Genomic DNA, 17,085 nt, shown 5'->3' with positions numbered 1-17,085 from the left:
CCTCACCCACAACCGTGCCGACCACGTCGGGATGTCCGGGCTGGACGGGATCGAGGCGGCACGCCGCGCTGCGGAACGCCGTCCCGTGCGGACTTGATGGTCACCACGTTCGGCCGGCCGGGGTACCTGCGCCGGGCCATGGGGGCCGAGCGCGGCCGGTTCAGTCGTGCAGGACACGCCGGCGGCTCAGCTGGCTGACGCCGTCCCTCCGGTGCACCAGGGCTCGCGCGTCGTCGACCTGTCGCTGGCCGCGGAGACGCTGGTCGCCGGGACCGGCGCTGACGGCGCGCGAGTCCGACCTACTGCGGGCAGCCCGGGACGGCGGCACGGTCGCCGACATCGCCAAGCACCTGCACCTGTCAAAGGGACCGTCCGCGACCACCTGTCCGCGGCGATCGGCAAGACCGGAGCGCGCACGCGGCCGAGGCCGCCCGCATCGCGCTGGACAACGGCTGGCTCTGAACCTTCCACCCGGACTAGGGTTGGGCAAGGGGAGGAATCACATGTCGATCGAGCAATTCAGTGTGCGGGGGCGATTGGCTGACACCGGTGAGGGAATCACCGCTGACGAGCTCCAGCTGGCGGCACGGAACCACGGGATGCCGCTGGAGGGCCTGCGGTACGACGTGACGCCGCCCGGGCTGCACTACGTCCTGGTCCACTACGACATCCCGGCCACCAACGCGGCCACCTGGTCGCTCACCGTCGACGGGTGCGTCGAGCAACCGTTGTCGTTCAGCCTGACCCACCTGCGTGCGATGGGTCGCCGGACCGTACGGGTGACACTCGAGTGCGCCGGCAACGGGCGCGCCGCGTTGCAGCCGCGACCGATCAGCCAGCCGTGGCTGAACGAGGCCGTCGGTACGGCGGAGTGGACCGGCGTGCTGCTGTCGGACCTGTTGCGGGCGGCCGGGATCCGTGCGGACGCGGTGGACGTCGTATTCACCGGCGCGGACCACGGGGTCGAGCGCGGCGTCGAGCAGGACTACCAGCGTGGGCTGTCGGTGACCGAGGCGATCGACTCCGGCGCGATCGTCGCCTGGGAGATGAACGGCCAGCCGCTGCCGCCGCAGCACGGGTATCCGCTGCGCCTCGTCGTACCGGGCTGGTACGGGATGGCGAGTGTGAAGTGGTTGCGGTCGATCGAGCTGATCGACCACGAGTTCACCGGCTTCCAGAACGCGGTCGCGTACCGGATCCGCAAGACCGCGGACGATCCCGGCGAGCCGGTGACCCGGATCGAACCACGGGCGCTGCTGATCCCGCCGGGCTTCCCGGACTTCATGAGCCGCCACCGGTTCGTTGCCGCCGGCACCGTTACGTTGCACGGCCGGGCCTGGTCCGGCTGGGCGCCGATCGAGCGGGTCGAGCTCAGCGTGGACGCCGGCGTCAGCTGGCACCCCGCCAAAATGGATGCTGTGGGCAACGATGAGCTCGCCTGGCGGTCGTTCAGCTACGACTGGGACGCCACGCCCGGCGAGCATGTGCTCACGGTCCGCGCCGCCGACGCCAGCGGCCGCGAGCAGCCGATCGAGGCGGAGTGGAACCGCGGCGGTTTCGCCAACAACACCGCCCAGCGGATCACGGTTCTCGTCACCTGACGCACCGCGTGTCGCTGGCCGGTTCCGGACCCGCGCCGTTCCATGCTGGAGACGTACACGGTCTCACTCCAGGAGTGGTGCGGTGAACGAGCTGGGCACTGAGTTACATCTGCACGCGCGGGTGTTCCGGACGGCGCACGAGTGGTACGCCGACGTCGACGACGAACTCGATCCGCAGCCGGACAACCCGTTCTGGTGCGGTTCGTACGAGTCCCAGCGGGCCGCGATCGACGCGGCCTGCGCGCGGATCGCGGCCATGCACCTGAGCCGGACCACCCGCCTCGACGAACAAGCCTCCTGACACCTACTCGGGCTCGTTCCGCGCCGGTCCGCCGATGCGGTACGGCGTGCTGACACCGACGTACATCAGGTGCGTCATCAGCCCTTCGGACGCATGCGGCAGGTTGTGGCAGTGGTCCATCCACAGCCCGGGGTTGTCGGCCAGGAACGCGATCTCGTAGGTCTCGTCGTTGCCGACCTCGAGCGTGTCCACCCACCAGGGCGAGCCGGTCGCGGCGACCCCGTTGCGGGACAGCACGACCGCGTGATGACCGTGCAGATGCATCGGGTGCGCCTGCCCGCTGGTGTTCGAGATCGTCATCCGGACAACGTCGCCCTCGGCCACCATGTACATCGGGACGTCGGGGAACTTCCGCCCGTTGATCGTCCACCACAGCCCGGGCATCCCGTCCAGGAACCCGGGACGCCGGCCGATCCGGTACTCGAAGTTCCGGTCGGCCGCGGCCGGGTCGAACCCGATGTGCGCCGGCGTTCCGTAGCTCAGCGGGTCGACCGTCTCCACCGGCAGCTCGCCGGCCGGCGCAACCCCGGGCCCGATCCCCCACGACACCGCCGACGAACCGGCCACGAGCCGCATCCCGCCCGGCGGCACCACAGCTTCGAGGTCCACCCGGGCACCGGCCGCCAGCGGGAACGCTGCCGTCACCGGCGTCGGCTCGTGCACGTCCCGCCCGTCGACCGCCACCACCGTCGCCCGCGTGCCGATCAAGCCGACCCGCAGGATCGCGTTGTCGGTGTTGACCACCCGTACGCGGGCCTTCGTCCCGGCGGGCAGGTCCACCTGGTGACTTCCCGTCCGCCCGTTGATCGTCCGCTTGCCGTCGTACGTGTGGATCGCGGCCACGACGTCGCCGGGACTCTGCGGACCGATCACGATCGTGCCGAACAGGCCGCCCTTCACCATCTCACTCGACACCTGATGCGAGTGGTACCAGTACGTCCCTGCCTGGTCGGCCAGGAAGCGGTACACGTGCTTCCCGCCGACGGGCACGGCGTCCTGCGTCACGCCGGCGACCCCGTCCTCGGCGTTCGGTACGTCGATGCCGTGCCAGTGCAAGGTGGCACCGTCGGTCACGTTGTCGTTCACCAGCGTCACCTGGACCAGGTCACCCACCTGTGCACGGATCAGCGGCCCGGGCGACGTCCCGTTGAGCGTGTAACCGTCGACGGACTCCCCACTGGCCAGCTGGTACTTCGTCTCCCGCGCGGTCAGCGTGACGTCCACATCCGGCGTACCGGCTCGCGGCCCGGTGAGATCGGCGACGCTCGTCCCACCGTGGTGCGCGTGGTCACCACCGGAGTGCCCGCCGCCGTAGTCGGCGTACCCCATCTCCGCGGCCGAGTAGTCGCCGGGCACCAGGCTGGTCGCCCAGAGGTACCCCAGCGGTGCGAGCACCGCCAGGGCGACCCCGAGGGCGATCAGCCGGCCCCGCCACCTAGACATCGGCCGTCGACGGCGTCACTGCCTCGGTCGAGCGACGAGCCGCGGCTCCCGCCACACCCGCGATGGCCAGACCGTTGATGCCGTGCAGCAGGCCCAGCGCCGGGATGCCGAACGACACCACCGCGAGAACGAACTGGACCGCGACCAGTCCGACGACGATCCCGGCCAGCGACCGTCCGCGCGGTACGTCGGTCAGGAACGACACGATCAGCAGGATCAGCGCGACCAGCCCGATCGCCGTCCCGGCGATGCTGTGGTAGCTCTGGCCGAGATTGCTGTAGTCGGCGCCGATCACCGCTCCGTCGCCGGCGTCCTTGGCGACGGTGAACCCGGCCAGCGCGATCGACGCGATCTGGAGGACGACGGCGATCGCGATGGCCAGGGCGAGGACCCGGTATGCCGTCCTCATGCCCGACGCTCCTGCCTGCGCCTGCGGACGATGACGACCGCGGCCACGACCAGCAGCAGCGGCAGGATCGGCGGGTGCCCGCCGCCCACCACGCAGCCGATCGACGCGATCAGCGCGATCGCGGCCAACCCGATCAGCAGCGGGAACGGAATCTTCCCGAGCGGACCGCGCGCCGCCCAGGCCGGCCGGCCCGGCCCACCGCCCTGCGCCGAGCCCTCAGGTGCCGTCCACGGCGGCTTGGTCCAGCCCCACGGACCGTCCCAGGCCTCACCGGACGCTGGGCCGGAGCCGCTCGCGGCGCCGGTCCGGTGCCCACCCGGGAGGTCCGAGAACAGCGCGGCCAGGTCGGCCTCGGTCTTGGCCTCGAGTGCGCGGCCGATCCGCTCGGTGTGCTCCTCGGCGGTGAGCCGGCCGGCTTCGTAGTGCTCGCCGAGACGCCTGACCGCGTCCTCACGTTCCTTGTCGCCGATGCGGATCGGTCCGCCCGGTCTCTCGTCACTCATGACACTCCTCGGTGCTCGCAGTTCTTCGACTGCACCAAGGTTGTCGTCCGGACCCCGTTGACCGCGTCGCCTCGGCGGCGACACCTCACCTACCCCCGGAGGAGCACGCTGCGCCCTCGGACGCAGTACGACGTACTCCCCCGGGCGTAGGCCGGCCCCGGGGAAACCCTCAGGCGTTCGCCGAGAGAATCTGGTTCACCTCGTCGTTGGCCTCGGCCAGCGACGCCGGCTCCGCCTCGAACGACATCACCGCGTCCATCGCCGGCGTCATCACCGCGGTCACGTCGGCCGCGTTCGGGTTGGCCGGGTACGGGAACACGTCACCCGCCTCGACCGGCTCGAGGAACGGGGTCACGTCCCACCCGGCCTTGGCGAACGCCGCCTTGGCCGCCGGCATGCTCGCGGCCACCGCCGGGAACACCACGCCGGCCCTGGCGACGATGTCCTGCGCGGTCTGCGAGCCGAGGAACTTCACCCAGGCCCAGGACGCGTCCCGGCGGGTGGTGCCCGCCCAGATGGTGTCCGCGAGCCCGTTCATCATCGACATCCGCTTCCCGATCGGACCGATCGGCAGCCGGGCCAGCTTGGTCTTCACCTGCTTGAGCCCGGCGTAGGTACCGAGCATCCAGGAGCCGTTCGGGGTGATCGCGTACTTGCCCGCACCGAAGCTCGTGGTCACGTCCACCCCGGACTTCGCCTGCGCGTACGTCGGCATGTACCCCTTGGTGATCAGACCGCGCCACCACCCGATGGTCTCGGTGAACTTCGGGTCGCCGTAGAAGAACCTGGTCCCCCACGGTTCGCCCTCGGAGTACTTCCAGCCGTTGATCGCGGCGTACCAGCTCCAGCTCGTCTGACCGTCGCCGCCACCGGCGTCGGCGTACCCGAGTCCGTAGACCTGGACGTTGTCCTTGTCGAACCCGGGCTGGTCGCCGCGGCGGCCCTTGGCGTCGACCGTGAGCCGCCGGACGATCTGCTCGAACGTGCCGCCGTCCTGCGGGTTCCAGGTCATCGAGTTGAGCTGCTCGGTGCTGATCCCAGCCGCCTCGGTCAGGGCGCTGTTGTAGAAGTAGACCTCGGTGTCCCAGTCCTTCGGCAGGCCGTACCGCTTGCCGTCGGCACCGATCCAGCGGTCCGCCAGCCCCTTCTGGTAGATGCCCAGGTCGACGTTGTCCCGGGCGACGAAGTCGTCGATCGCCAGCACCTGGCCCTTGTCCGCGAACAGCGGGTACTTCGAGGAGTGCCCGGTGAACACGTCCGGTGCGGTCTCGGAGATGAACCCGGTGACGAGCTTGGACCAGTAGTCGTTCCAGCCGTACTGCTCGATCTTCACGGTGTACTGCGGGTTCTGCTCGTGGAACACCTTCGCGCACTCGGTGTACATCGGCAGCTGGGCGGAGTCCCACAGCCAGTAGATCACCTCGCCCTCGCCGCGGGCCGCCGCCCCGTTGTTGCATCCGGCAACCGCCGACGCGGCCAGCCCGGCGAATCCGGCTTTCAGCAACGTGCGTCTCGACATGGTCATTGGAGGCACCTCACTTGATCCCGGAGAAACCGATGGAGTTGGTGATCTTCTTGGCGAACGCACAGAACAGCACGATCATCGGCAGCGCCGCGATCAGCGTCGCCGCCATCAGACCGGCCCAGTCCGGCCCGCCCTGCGGGGTCTGCGACCGGAACACGCCGAGGGCGACCGTCAGCACCCGGACGTTCTCCTGCTGCCCGACCAGCAGCGGCCAGAAGTAGTCGTTCCAGGAGTTGATGTAGGTCAGGATCGCCAGCGTGGTGATCGGCGCCGCGCTCATCGGGATGATCAGCCCGAAGAAGATCTTCCGGTGCCCGGCGCCGTCGATCATCGCCGCCTCCTCCAGCTCGCGGTTGATCCCGAGGAAGAACTGGCGGAGGAAGAAGATCGCGAACGGCGTCATGAACGCACCGGGCAGGATGATGCCGGCGAAGCTGTTCAGCAGCCCAAGGTTCTTGATCAGCACGAAGTTCGGCAGCGTGGTGAAGATCGGCGGCACCATCAGCGCGGCCAGGAACAGCGCGAACACCTTGTCCCGCCCGGGCCAGCGCAGCCGGGCGAACGCGTACGCCGCCATCGCGCTGAAGAACACCTGGCAGACCGTCGTGACCGTTGCCACGATCAACGAGTTCCGCAGGTAGAGCCAGAAGTTGACCGAGGCACCGGAACCGCCCTGCGCCTGGGCCTCCTCGATCGTCGACAGCCCGAGCACCCGCTTGAACGCGCCGAGCGTGGTCTCGACCGGCAGCAGCGAGTTCGGGTGGCCGGCGAGCTGGGTGTTGTCCGACAGCGCCGTACGCAGCATCCAGTAGAACGGGAAGAGCGTGATCAGCATCAGCACGACCAGGCTGACCCAGGCGGCGATGCGCCCGGGACTCAGTGCCCGCCGGGAATTCGACAGCAGCCTCATGCCAGATCACTCTCCTTCGCCCGGAGCAGCCGCAGCTGCAGCAGCGAGACCACCGCGAGGATGGCGAACAGCACCATCGCCATCGCCGAGGCGTAGCCGAAGTCGAACCGGGTGAACGCCCGCTCGAAGATGTAGTAGTAGATGACCCGGGTCGCGTTGATCGGGCCACCGGCCGTGGTCACCGCGACGGTGTCGAAGATCTGGAACGACCCGATCATGGTGACCACCAGGACCATCACCAGCACGGGCCGCAGCAGCGGCAGCGTGATCCGCCAGAACGTCTTCCACTCGGTCGACCCGTCCACCTCGGCCGCCTCGTAGACGTACTTCGGGATCATCTGCAGACCGGCGAACACCAGCAGCGCGGTGTAACCCATGTGCCGCCAGACGTTGATGCCGGCGATCGTCGGGATCGCCCACTGGGACTCGCCGAAGAAGGCGACCGGGTCGATCCCGAGCCAGGTCAGCCCCTGGTTCACGATGCCGACCTGGAAGTCGAGCATCCAGTACCAGACCAGCGCGACCACCACGTTGGCGACCAGGTACGGCAGCAGCACGACCGCCCGGACCGTGATGGAGTGGGTCAGCCGGTACATCAGCATCGCGATGCCGACCGCCAGCACCGTCTGCACGCCGATGTTGATCACGACGTACTCGACCGTGACCACCAGCGCGTTCCAGAACAGGCTGTCCTGGACCATCCGCTCGTAGTTGGCCAGGCCGTTGAAGTTCGGCGCCTGCAGCAGGCTGTACTCGGTGAAGCTCAGGTAGGCGCCGCGCAGCGTCGGCCAGATGTAGAAGACGACGAATCCCAGAGTGGCCGGAGCCAGGAAGATCATCGCGACCTTGAGGTCCCCGAGGCTTCGCCGCTTCCTCGGCAGGGCCGTCGCCTCCCCGTGACTTCGTCTGCTGGTGGGTGGTGCGTTGGTGGTCGCGGTCACGGGGAGTCTCCTTCTCAGTCGTCGATCGACAGGGGCTAGTCGATCGCGGTCACGTCCAGCAAAATCGCGCTCTCGGGCCACTGGGCCGGGATCCGGACCCCGACCGCGGCGAGGGCCGCGCCGTTCAGTTCCACCTGTCCACCGTCGGTCCACCAGGACACCGCCCGCGACTTCGGCCCGGGTGTCGCGGTCTTGGTCACGCGGTAGGTCCGGTCCGGCTCCAGACCGGGCAACCGGACCCGGCCCACGGCCGAGGTGACCGACTGGGTCAGCTGTACGGCGGCGTAGACGGCCCGGGAGCCGTCCTGCGCGACCACGCCGTGCAGCAGGACGTCGTCCGGACCACGGTCGGCGCGGACGACCCGGCCGGTGTGCAGCAGCGGCCGCAGTTCCTTGTGCAGCGCGACCCAGCCGGCGAGTTCCTTGCGCTCCTCGGCGCTCGCCGAGGCGATGTCCCACTCGATGCCGAAGTGACCGAACAGCGCGGTGATCGCGCGGAACGACAGTGTCTGCGTGCGGCCGGTGGTGTGCGCCCGCGGCGGGCCGACGTGGCAGCCGATCAGTTCCGGCGGCAGCAGCAGTTGCGTGTAGCGCTGGATCTTCTGGCGCTCGAGCGCGTCGTTGCTGTCACTGCCCCAGACGCGGTCGGTGCGCTCCAGGATGCCGAGGTCGACCCGGGCGCCGCCGGACGAGCAGGACTCGATCTCCAGGCCCGGGTGCCGCCGCTTGAGCTCGTCGATCAGCCGGTAGACCGCCAGCGTCTGCGCGTGGATGCCGGCCGTCCCGGTCTGCTGGTTGCCGCCGTCGACGAAGTCGCGGTTGTGGTCCCACTTCAGGTACGCGATGTCGTACTCGTTCAGCAGCGCGTCGAGCCGCTCGAGGATGTAGTCGTACGCCGCCGGGACGCCGAGGTTCAGGCCTTGCTGATGCCGCGCGGTCGGCGGCATCCGGTTGCCGGTGGCAAGGATCCAGTCGGGGTGCTCGCGGGCCAGGTCGGAGTCCGGGTTCACCATCTCGGGCTCGACCCAGAGGCCGAACTGCAGGCCGAGACCCTGCACGTGGTCGACCAGCGGGTGCAGGCCCTTCGGCCAGATCCCCTCGTCGACGTACCAGTCGCCGAGCCCGGCGTGGTCGTCGCGCCGGCCGCGGAACCAGCCGTCGTCCAGCACGAACCGCTCGGCCCCGACCTCGGCGGCCGCGTCCGCGAGCGCCTTCAGCTTCTCCAGGTCCAGGTCGAAGTAGACCGCCTCCCAGGTGTTCAGGACGACGGGACGCTCGGTCCGCGGGTGGTTGTCGCGGGCCCGGAGGAACTCGTGGAAGCGGGCGGACAGCTGGTCGAGGCCGACGCCGTACGAGCCGTAGATCCACGGGGTGCTGTAGGTGCCCTGCGACTCCAGCCGGCCTTCGCCGGGCAGGAGGAGCTCGCCGCCGCCGATCACGCCGTACCCGCTCATGCCGCGCTCGGCGTACGAGCGGTGGTTGCCGCTCCAGGCGGTGTGCACGGCCCAGGTCTCGCCGGTCCGGAAGCTGAAGCCCCGGGTGCCGGCGATCAGGAGCAGCGTCGCGTCCGCGCCGGTGCGGCCGCGGCGGTTGTCGCGGAGGTGCGCGCCCTGGGTGAACGCGTGCCGCTGCGGTTGCCGCTCGCCGATGTGCCGGCCGGTCATGTCGAGCAACTCGGTCGCCTCGGTCGGGACCGGGAGCGCCAGCACCAACCCGTCCACGGTGTACGGCGTACCGGCGGTGTTGGTGAGGTCGGCCTTCGCCCGGACCAGACCGGAGTCGGTCAGCTCGATGGTCAGGCGGATCTTCAGCCCGGCCTCGGCGTCCTCGGCGTCGGCCTGCACGGTGTTGCCGGTCTGCGCGACGGCGGTCAGCCGAAAGCTCGCGGAGAAGTCCCGGCCGTCGCGGTGACCGCTCAGGCCCGGCAGACCGAACCATCCGGTGGCGTACTCCGGCACGACCGCGACCGGATGATTGTCGTCCAGGCCGTTGCCGTCCTGGACGGCGCCGGCCCCACGCCTCAGTTGCAGCAGAGCTTGCCCGGTCAGCTTGCCCAGGTCCGCACCCCAGTGCAGCACGGACGGAAGGGCCGGACCTGAGCAGTCCAGCACCAGACTGACCCCGGCGGTCCGCAGCTGCAGCACCTCGATGTTCGACACTGTTGATTCACTCTGCTTTCTGATTGATTTCAGGACGGAACTATTTACCCCGTCAGCCCGGATGTCAATGCTTCACGAAGTTAAGTAAATACCCTAAGCGTGGCCCAGGGCCCCAGCAATCGCTATCCCGCGCTCAGAAGCAGAGCCGCGCCCTGATCAGAAGGTCGTGCAGCGCCGGCTCGGCCGTCGGCCGATCGGGCAGCTCGGTGGCCGCTTCCGCCTCGTCGAGGACCGCCTGCAGCCGCTCGACGTCCGCGGCGATCCGCTTCCCCGACGGCCCGACCAGCGGCCCGTGCTCGGCCTCGGCCTTCGCCGCGATCAGCTCCTCCAGGTACCCCGGCGCCTCAGGCAGTTCGCGGACGAGCTCGCGCAGGTCCGCCTGAACGACCCCGGTCCGCATCAGGTGGATCCCGGTGAGCAGCACCCGGAAGGTGTAGAGCAGCGGCTTCAGCTCCCGCTTCTTCCGAAAGAAGTCCCACTGCGTGCTCGCGAATCCGCGGTAATGATGGGCATGCCACTTGGTGACGCAGCTCTCGGCCATCGCGACGAGTTCGTCGTGCTCCGGAGTCCTGACGACGACCAGCGGTGACAGAACCTGCTCCAGGACGTACCCGTTCCGCCGGAGCATCATGCGCGCGAACTTCGCCAGGTCGTGGGTCACGAGATCGACCTCGGCCTCGTGCTCGAACCAGGTGCGGTCCAGGGTCTCGGGGCCGGTTCTCAGCCCGACCACCTCAGCGGCCGGAAGCACGTGGACGCCTCGCAGATCGACGTCGGAGTCGCGTGACGGAAAGCCGTACAGGTGCGCGCCGGAGACTGTCGCGAAGAGCAATCGGTAGGGCTGCTCGCCCATGATGTTCCGCAGCTCTCCATAGTCGAGTTGACGCATGTCACGTGTCACCGATGCTCCTCCTTCGGACTGATCTGAGCCAGGCGTCGACGCGGGCGACGTCCGGGGTTGCCGGAAGGACCGTCCGTCGCAGGGCGTTGTCGAGCTCTTCGTGCAGGCCGAGTCGCCAGCGTTCGACCTCGTCCCACGGCAGTTCGCCGCGCTTGAGCGCGAGCAGACGCTCGCGATCGGGGCCGACGTCAACGACGAGTCTCGCCTCGAGCAACAGACCGCGGGCCGCGAGCAACAGCCGGATCAGGTGCATGACGTGCTTCCACTTCGGCGCACCGTCGCGACGGAAATCCGCTTCCAGCTTCTTGAACTGGCTGAGGACGTAGCCGGAGTACGTCTGGTAGGCCAACTGCGAGAGAAAGGCCTCACGCAGTCCGACCAGCTCTTCCCCGAGCGCGGTCTGCCGCACCACGAGGGGCGAGTGCAGCACCTCGAGCAGGTTCGGGTTCGCCTTCAGCGCGAGTTCGCAGAACCGCTCGACCTCCCACGAGAACCACTCCGGCACGGGACCGTCCACATGCGTCGGCGGCTTGGCCAGCGACCAGAACGACTCGGTGGGGGCGACGTACACGCCGCGCGTATCGGTGTCCGACGCATCCGTGTCCAGGCCGAACGCCCGCGACCCGACGACCGCGGCGTAGATCGTGTGCGCGAGCACCAATCGATCGCCGTCGGGCTGATCCAACTCGATCGCCTCGTCCTGGTACGCCGTCCGCAGACTGAGCTCATCGCGTCGCGCGAGAGTCTCCCGGCCGTCGGCGAGGCGCACGGTGTAGCGGCCGTCCGGGCTCACGCCGGCAACCCGGCCGGTGGCCCCGCGTTGCGCCGTGCCGCCCTGGTCGTCGGGCGCGGCGACGCGGATCACCACCTGGGTTCCGACCGGCAGTTGCGGACCTCGGACTGACATGGTGCCCATGCTTTCACCACCATGGTTCCGGCTATTGACAAATTTTTCTGTCAAGTGGAATCTGGTGGCGTGCTGGGATTTGTGGAGGAGCCGGAGAAGGTTCGGTTGGCGTTGTCGCCGATTCGGCGGCAGTTGCTGGATCTGCTCCGGGAGCCGTCCTCGGCGACCCAGCTCGCGGCCGCGCTCGAGCTGCCCCGGCAGCGGGTGAACTACCACCTGCGTGAACTGGAGAAGGCCGGGCTGGTCGAGCTGGTCGAGGAGCGGCAGCGGCGGGGGTTCACCGAGCGGATCCTGCGGGCGTCCGCGGCCACGCTTGTGGTCGACCCGGCGGTGATGGGCCGGGCGTTCAGCACGATCCAGGACCAGTACGCCGCCGAGCACCTGGTGGAAGTTGCCGCCGGCACCGTCCGGGACGTGGCCCGGATGCAGTCCAAGGCCGATGCCGCGGGCAAACGACTGCTCACGTTCACACTCGAGGCGGAGGTCCGGTTCGCCGAGCCGGGCGACGTGCACCGCTTCACCGACGCGCTGACCGAGGCGATCCGCCGGACCGTCGAGGAGTTCGACACCGACGGCGGCCGCCCGTACCGGCTGATCGCGGGAGGCCACCCGGCGTCCCGCCGTACCGACGACGTAGCGAAGGACACGGGAGAGACGTCATGACCGAAGACAGACCGCGGATCGTGGTGACGGTGGCCGCGCCGGCCGAGGCGGTGTGGGACGCCCTGCGGGACAAGGAGAAGATCCGGCACTGGCACGGCTGGGAGTACGAGGGTGCCGAGGGCGGCCTCGAGGAGGAGATCGACCTGATCTACTTCACCCAGGTCACGGCCGACGCGGACGGCGGGGTCCTCACCCTGGGGAGCGGCGACGAGTTCGTGGTCGAGCCGGCCGAGGGCGGATCGCGGATCACCCTGACGAGGGCCGCGCACGGCGACAACCCCGACTGGGAGCAGTACTACGACGACGTCACCGAGGGCTGGATCACCTTCCTCCATCAACTGCGGTTCGCGGTGGAGCACCACCAGGGCGAAACCCGCCGGACGCTGTTCTACTCGGGCACCGGGTCGACCTCGCCGATCACCGAGCTCGGCGTCGACCTGGAGCCGGCCGGTACGCCGTACGAGCTGGACCTGGTCGGTGAGCCGGCGAAGGGTCAGGTGTGGTTCACCTCCGAGCATCAGGTCGGCCTGACCGTGGACGCCTGGGGCAACGGGCTGCTCGTCCTCAGCCACATCCCACCGTCGGAGCAGAAGCCGGACGGCGCCTCGATGGCGATCCTGACGTTGTACGGCGACGTCCCCCGTGACGCGCTCGACGAACGCTGGAAGACCTGGTGGGAGGCCCGCTACCCAGCTCCCCTCGACCTGCCCGGCTGAATCGCCGACCGAGGGTGCTGACACCGCGGTGACAGTGCGCAAAGGTGTCAGCACTCTCGGTCTGTCCTTTCATGTTACCCGGGAGTACATTCTCGCCACGGTGACCGGCACGGTCGCCGACCTCCGACGAGAGAGGCCTTCCGGTGAAGATTCCGCCCCGCTCCTTCTCGGTGTCCGCAGTTCTCGTGCTCTCCATAGCTGGGCTCGGCCTGGCCGCAACCCCCGCGCAGGCCGACGGCCCCAGGACCGGTACGCCGTACGTCGTCACCGTCGGCGACTCCTACATCTCGGGCGAGGCCGGCCGCTGGGCCGGCAGCTCGAACAACTCCGAGACCCCTGCCGACGCCCTCGGCGCGCACGCCTACCACGACAACGCCAGCGGCACCGCCGAGCAGATCCCGCGGTGCCACCGCAGCCGGTCGGCCGAGGCGTACATCGGCGGCGGCGTCGGCGGGCTGAACCTGGCCTGCTCCGGCGCCCGGACGACGACCAGCGCCGGCGACTACTTCAAGCCCGGCATCGACTTCTACGACGACGGCGCCGGGCGGCTCGGCCAGGCGAGGATGCTGCAGCAGTTCGCCGCGAGCCACAACGTCGAGCAGGTGGTCGTGTCGATCGGCGGCAACGACTTCAACTTCGCGGCGATCGTGACCCGGTGCGTGCAGAACTTCCTGCTGTCGCCGTCGTGGTACCCGGACTACTGCAAGGACGACTCGTCGGTGGTCGCGAACTTCACCGCCGCCAACGTGACGACCGTCCGGAGCCGGATCGCGACAGCGTTCCAGAACGTCCGGACCGCCATGCGGAACGCCGGGTACGGCGACAACGCGTGGACGCTGCTCGTGCAGACGTACCCGTCGCCGCTGCCGCCCGGCAGCGGGATCCGGTACGGACAGACCGGGTACACGCGGCAGAGCGTCGGTGGCTGCGGCTTCTGGAACGCGGACGCCGACTGGGCGAACAGTACGGCGCTCGTCACCATCAACAACGCGGTCCGGGCCGCGATCAGCCAGTCCGGACTGACGAACACCCGGCTGCTCGAGCTGCAGTCCGCGTTCAACGGCCGGCGGCTGTGCGAGAAGACGGTCGGGTTGTACGAAGAGGTCGGCCTGAGCTCGTGGACCCAGGCGACCGCCGTCGACAAGACCGAGTGGGTCAACCAGATCCGCACGGTCACCACGGTCGGCTCCAACTACTACCTGCAGGAATCTCTTCACCCCAACTACTGGGGCCAGCTCGCCACGCGCTCCTGCGTGCGCCAGGCCTACACCCAGAACCGCGGCGGCATCTGCACGCTCTCCGGCGCCGGACTGCTGAACGGCGAACCACGGATGACGCTCAACTGATCGCAGAGCGTGTACGGCGACCCTGTCGCGGGCCGCCGTACACGTGAACGGGTGTGACGAGGCTCATGGGAGCGGGGCGGTCTGGACCCGAGGCGGGTCGGGCAGGCAGAATCGCGCAGACGGGTTGGCTGCCGGGTGGGGTGTGAGTGGAAACCGAATTCGCGGTGTCGCTCGGTTCGCAGCGCTGGACGCTGCCGGCCGACGGCGACACGATCACCATCGGCCGCGGCTCGAACGCCGACATCCGGCTGCCGTCGGACGACCAGATCTCGCGGATCCACGCCCGGCTCGACCGCACCGGTACGACGTGGACGCTGGTCGACGAGTCCCGCAACGGCACCGCCCTCAACGGCCGCCGCCTCGCCTCCCCCACTCCGCTGACGAACAACGACCGAATCCACATCGGCCGCTCGGTCCTGACCTTCCACGAGCCCACCACCCACGCCGCCGGAGCCGCTGGAGGCACTCCCGGTGAGTCGGTAACTCCAGGTGGTCCTATTGGTCCCGGTGCTTCGGGAGGCTTCGGCGGAGCCGGTGGTCCGGGTGTTGCCGCGGGCGCCGCAGGCCTAGCGGACGCAGGCGCCGCGGCTGGTGCCGCCGCAAGTGCAGCAGACGGCGGTGGGCCCGCACATGCAGAACCTGCCGCGCCCGAGCCGGGCCAGGTAGGTCCCCGAGCGCACCACGCGGACCCCGGTGACCGAGACGCCCCGCACCCCGACGGCGGTTCACTCTTCGCGCCGGCTGCATCGGCGCCGCGGCCTGTGGAAGGACCGGTCCCCCACGGCGAGGACAGCGGCGAGCCCGCAGGTCGGGCAGACAGTGGGTCGCCGTTAGCGGCCGACGTGCCGGGTGGTCAGCCGGGCTGGGAGGGTCAGGCCGGGGCGGAGTGGCCGGGCGACGGGATGTATGACCAGGTCATCGGGACTGAGGCGGAGGCGTCTCCGTTCGCGCCGGAGGGGGGTGAGCGGCTCGGCTGGGTGGACCCCGAGGACGCGCCGGCGAGCGACGCTCCCTGGGCGGCTTATCCCTCGGCGGACAACCCGGAGCCGGCCCGTTCGCCGTGGTCCGGGGCGAGGAAGCGGCCGGCGCTGACCCAGCCGGAGGGCGGGCAGGCGCACCGGTCCGAGTCGGCCGGCTGGCCGGAGTCCGCCTTCGAGCAGCAGGAGCGGCCGGTCCAGCCCGAACGTCGACCCGAGCCGGTACGCCGGAAGCCCGAGCCGGTACGCCGGAAGCCCGAGCCGGTACGCCGGAAGCCCGAGCCGGTACGCCGGAAGCCCGAGCCGGTACGCCGGAAGCCCGAGCCGGTACGCCGGAAGCCCGAGCCGACCGCGGAGCCACGCCCCGGCCACGTCCGACTGGTCCGCGTCCTGCTGGTCGCGGCCGCCGTACTCGGTCTCGGACTGGTCCTCAACCTGGTCGCGTCGTTCGTCACCGCCGGCACCGGCGGGACCCTGCGCTGGCTGGTTCCGCCCGCGATCGCGCTGATCGCCGCCATGGTCGTCGCCCTGACCGACGGGTTCTCCTCCGAGGACCGGCCGGCCGGCGGCCGCCTCGACGTACCGGTGATGATCGCGATCGTCGCCGTACTGTTCGGTGTCGGGGTCGGCGGGTTCGCGCTGACCGCGGGCGCCGAGTACGTCACCGGCTATGTCACCGGCAAGGAGTCAGGGGCGGACCGTCTGCTCAAGCCGGTCGCCAAGACGGGCGCCGGCCTCACCGTCACGGTCGAGAACGTCACCTACACCAGCCACTTCACCCGGATCGAGGTCGTCGTCAGCAACGGCAGCGACCAGTCACTGTCGTTCCCACACGAGAACGTCACCTTCACCGCCGCGGACGGGACCTCGCTGAAGGCCGACGGGTTCCGCAGCGAGTGGCCCGGTTCGATCGCGGCCGGCAACGTCGAACGCGGCACCGTCACCTTCACGGGCCACCTCCCCGAGGGCCTCACCACCGCCACTCTCAACCTGAAGTCCGGCGACACCACCTTCGCCGTCCCGGTGGGCCTCAGCAACTGACAGCCGGCGCCCAGGTCGCAATCCGCCGCGCGATGAGTTACATCGAAATTTGATATTGTTTCCGGGTGAGGCTGGACGTGGACCGGTTGACGACGGTGATCGAGGACTTCACCACGATCTTCATCCGGCTGCCGTCGGTGCGGAGGTTCAACTTCTCGACCCTGTCGGTGCTGCACACGCTCGCCCGCGGCGGCCCGATGCGGCTGACGGACCTGCTGCGGACCGAGCAGTTGAAGCAGCCGGCGTTGACCAGCCTGGTCGCGAAGCTCGAGCAGGACGGGCTGGTCCGGCGACGACCGGATCCGGCCGACGGCCGGGCGATGCTGCTGTCGCTCACCCGCGAGGGCCGGCAGATCGTCGGCTCCCGGCACGCGCACCGGGTCGAGCGGCTGACCCACCTGATCGACCAGCTGACCGACGACGAACGGGCCGCCCTGGCCGGCGCCACGTCCGTCCTGACCCGCCTGACCGAGATCGCCGCCGACGATGCCTGAGGCAACCATGCAGACGCTGGAACAGACCCCGATCCACGTGCCCGACGAGGTGCTCGACGACCTGCGGCAGCGGCTGCGGATGACGAAGTGGCCGCTCGACGTGGGCAACGACGACGGCTTCTACGGCGTCCGCCGGACCGACCTGCAGGAGCTCGTGGAGTACTGGGCGGACGGCTTCGACTGGCGGGCGGCCGAGCGGGCGATGAACGCGTACGAGCAGTACCGCGTCGACGTCGGCGATGTCCCGG

18 protein-coding genes are annotated in these 17,085 nt (G+C 69.6%); 8 read left to right on the top strand and 10 right to left on the bottom strand.

Annotated features, from left to right (window positions below):
* Positions 1-160 precede the first annotated feature (160 nt).
* The gene (locus E1218_RS36270) at positions 161-340 is read right to left on the bottom strand and encodes a hypothetical protein (protein ID WP_165949457.1); all 180 of its coding nucleotides are present in this window, start codon (positions 338-340) and stop codon (positions 161-163) included.
* A 163-nt stretch (positions 341-503) separates the two neighbouring features.
* Here E1218_RS36270 and E1218_RS28480 point away from each other — a divergent pair, with 163 nt between their 5' ends.
* Positions 504-1,601: a sulfite oxidase gene (locus E1218_RS28480; RefSeq protein WP_132325730.1), complete on the top strand. Its 1,098-nt coding sequence runs from the start codon at positions 504-506 to the stop codon at positions 1,599-1,601.
* 82 nt (positions 1,602-1,683) lie between these two features.
* A complete protein-coding gene (locus tag E1218_RS28475) occupies positions 1,684-1,902 on the top strand; it encodes a hypothetical protein (protein WP_233712531.1) in 219 nt (72 codons plus the stop codon).
* Positions 1,903-1,905: 3 nt separating this feature from the next.
* Here the strand turns inward: E1218_RS28475 and E1218_RS28470 are convergent, their stop codons facing one another.
* The 9 genes from E1218_RS28470 to E1218_RS28430 all read right to left on the bottom strand — a co-directional run bounded on the left by E1218_RS28470 (position 1,906) and on the right by E1218_RS28430 (position 11,600).
* Positions 1,906-3,345 carry a multicopper oxidase family protein gene (locus tag E1218_RS28470; protein ID WP_132325728.1) on the bottom strand — a complete coding sequence of 480 codons (1,440 nt, stop codon included), beginning with the start codon at positions 3,343-3,345 and terminating at the stop codon, positions 1,906-1,908.
* Positions 3,338-3,754, bottom strand: coding sequence for a hypothetical protein (locus E1218_RS28465; protein WP_132325726.1), 417 nt, complete (start codon positions 3,752-3,754; stop codon positions 3,338-3,340). Before E1218_RS28465 ends, E1218_RS28470 begins: the two co-directional genes overlap by 8 nt.
* Positions 3,751-4,257, bottom strand: a complete 507-nt coding sequence (locus E1218_RS28460; RefSeq protein ID WP_132325724.1) for a DUF1707 SHOCT-like domain-containing protein — start codon at positions 4,255-4,257, stop codon at positions 3,751-3,753. Before E1218_RS28460 ends, E1218_RS28465 begins: the two co-directional genes overlap by 4 nt.
* 169 nt (positions 4,258-4,426) lie before the next feature.
* On the bottom strand, positions 4,427-5,782 hold the full coding sequence (locus E1218_RS28455) for an ABC transporter substrate-binding protein (RefSeq protein ID WP_132325722.1): 1,356 nt from the start codon (positions 5,780-5,782) through the stop codon (positions 4,427-4,429).
* Between the two features lie 10 nt (positions 5,783-5,792).
* Complete coding sequence (locus E1218_RS28450) at positions 5,793-6,692, bottom strand: carbohydrate ABC transporter permease (protein ID WP_132325720.1); 900 nt, start codon at positions 6,690-6,692, stop codon at positions 5,793-5,795.
* Positions 6,689-7,633, bottom strand: a complete 945-nt coding sequence (locus E1218_RS28445) for a carbohydrate ABC transporter permease (protein ID WP_233712530.1) — start codon at positions 7,631-7,633, stop codon at positions 6,689-6,691. The genes E1218_RS28450 and E1218_RS28445 overlap by 4 nt, the downstream gene beginning before the upstream one ends.
* Positions 7,634-7,668: 35 nt before the next feature.
* Positions 7,669-9,792, bottom strand: a complete 2,124-nt coding sequence (locus tag E1218_RS28440) for an alpha-galactosidase (protein ID WP_132325718.1) — start codon at positions 9,790-9,792, stop codon at positions 7,669-7,671.
* A 133-nt stretch (positions 9,793-9,925) separates the two neighbouring features.
* Complete coding sequence (locus tag E1218_RS28435; protein ID WP_233712529.1) at positions 9,926-10,693, bottom strand: nucleotidyltransferase domain-containing protein; 768 nt, start codon at positions 10,691-10,693, stop codon at positions 9,926-9,928.
* Positions 10,683-11,600 (bottom strand): nucleotidyltransferase domain-containing protein, encoded by a 918-nt coding sequence (locus E1218_RS28430; protein WP_202866234.1) that lies wholly within the window; start codon positions 11,598-11,600, stop codon positions 10,683-10,685. The genes E1218_RS28435 and E1218_RS28430 overlap by 11 nt, the downstream gene beginning before the upstream one ends.
* Before the next feature lie 69 nt (positions 11,601-11,669).
* On the opposite strand from E1218_RS28430, the gene E1218_RS28425 reads away from it, so the two are divergent.
* The 6 genes from E1218_RS28425 to E1218_RS28400 form a co-directional block, all read left to right on the top strand.
* The gene (locus E1218_RS28425; RefSeq protein ID WP_233712528.1) at positions 11,670-12,263 is read left to right on the top strand and encodes a transcriptional regulator; all 594 of its coding nucleotides are present in this window, start codon (positions 11,670-11,672) and stop codon (positions 12,261-12,263) included.
* Positions 12,260-12,979 carry an SRPBCC family protein gene (locus E1218_RS28420; RefSeq protein ID WP_132325714.1) on the top strand — a complete coding sequence of 240 codons (720 nt, stop codon included), beginning with the start codon at positions 12,260-12,262 and terminating at the stop codon, positions 12,977-12,979. Before E1218_RS28425 ends, E1218_RS28420 begins: the two co-directional genes overlap by 4 nt.
* Before the next feature lie 143 nt (positions 12,980-13,122).
* The gene (locus E1218_RS28415) at positions 13,123-14,325 is read left to right on the top strand and encodes an SGNH/GDSL hydrolase family protein (RefSeq protein WP_165949456.1); all 1,203 of its coding nucleotides are present in this window, start codon (positions 13,123-13,125) and stop codon (positions 14,323-14,325) included.
* 146 nt (positions 14,326-14,471) lie between these two features.
* The gene (locus E1218_RS37845; RefSeq protein WP_132325712.1) at positions 14,472-16,343 is read left to right on the top strand and encodes an FHA domain-containing protein; all 1,872 of its coding nucleotides are present in this window, start codon (positions 14,472-14,474) and stop codon (positions 16,341-16,343) included.
* Between the two features lie 65 nt (positions 16,344-16,408).
* Positions 16,409-16,837, top strand: coding sequence for a MarR family transcriptional regulator (locus E1218_RS28405; protein ID WP_202866233.1), 429 nt, complete (start codon positions 16,409-16,411; stop codon positions 16,835-16,837).
* Positions 16,830-17,085: epoxide hydrolase N-terminal domain-containing protein (locus E1218_RS28400; protein ID WP_233712527.1), on the top strand; the 256-nt coding region annotated here is incomplete at its 3' end. The genes E1218_RS28405 and E1218_RS28400, both read left to right, overlap by 8 nt.

This window comes from Kribbella turkmenica, assembly GCF_004348725.1.
GTDB lineage: Bacteria > Actinomycetota > Actinomycetes > Propionibacteriales > Kribbellaceae > Kribbella > Kribbella turkmenica.
The sequence above is the reverse complement of the archived record's forward strand: the minus strand, read 5'-3'. Positions and strand labels throughout refer to the sequence as shown.

What these genes read in the sequence shown, in the direction of transcription:
- E1218_RS36270 (WP_165949457.1), bottom strand. Translation starts at nt 340, where the DNA reads ATGTCGGCGACCGTGCCGCCGTCCCGGGCTGCCCGCAGTAGGTCGGAC.
- E1218_RS28480 (WP_132325730.1), top strand. Translation starts at nt 504, where the DNA reads ATGTCGATCGAGCAATTCAGTGTGCGGGGGCGATTGGCTGACACCGGT.
- E1218_RS28470 (WP_132325728.1), bottom strand. Translation starts at nt 3,345, where the DNA reads ATGTCTAGGTGGCGGGGCCGGCTGATCGCCCTCGGGGTCGCCCTGGCG.
- E1218_RS28465 (WP_132325726.1), bottom strand. Translation starts at nt 3,754, where the DNA reads ATGAGGACGGCATACCGGGTCCTCGCCCTGGCCATCGCGATCGCCGTC.
- E1218_RS28460 (WP_132325724.1), bottom strand. Translation starts at nt 4,257, where the DNA reads ATGAGTGACGAGAGACCGGGCGGACCGATCCGCATCGGCGACAAGGAA.
- E1218_RS28455 (WP_132325722.1), bottom strand. Translation starts at nt 5,782, where the DNA reads ATGACCATGTCGAGACGCACGTTGCTGAAAGCCGGATTCGCCGGGCTG.
- E1218_RS28450 (WP_132325720.1), bottom strand. Translation starts at nt 6,692, where the DNA reads ATGAGGCTGCTGTCGAATTCCCGGCGGGCACTGAGTCCCGGGCGCATC.
- E1218_RS28430 (WP_202866234.1), bottom strand. Translation starts at nt 11,600, where the DNA reads ATGTCAGTCCGAGGTCCGCAACTGCCGGTCGGAACCCAGGTGGTGATC.
- E1218_RS28420 (WP_132325714.1), top strand. Translation starts at nt 12,260, where the DNA reads ATGACCGAAGACAGACCGCGGATCGTGGTGACGGTGGCCGCGCCGGCC.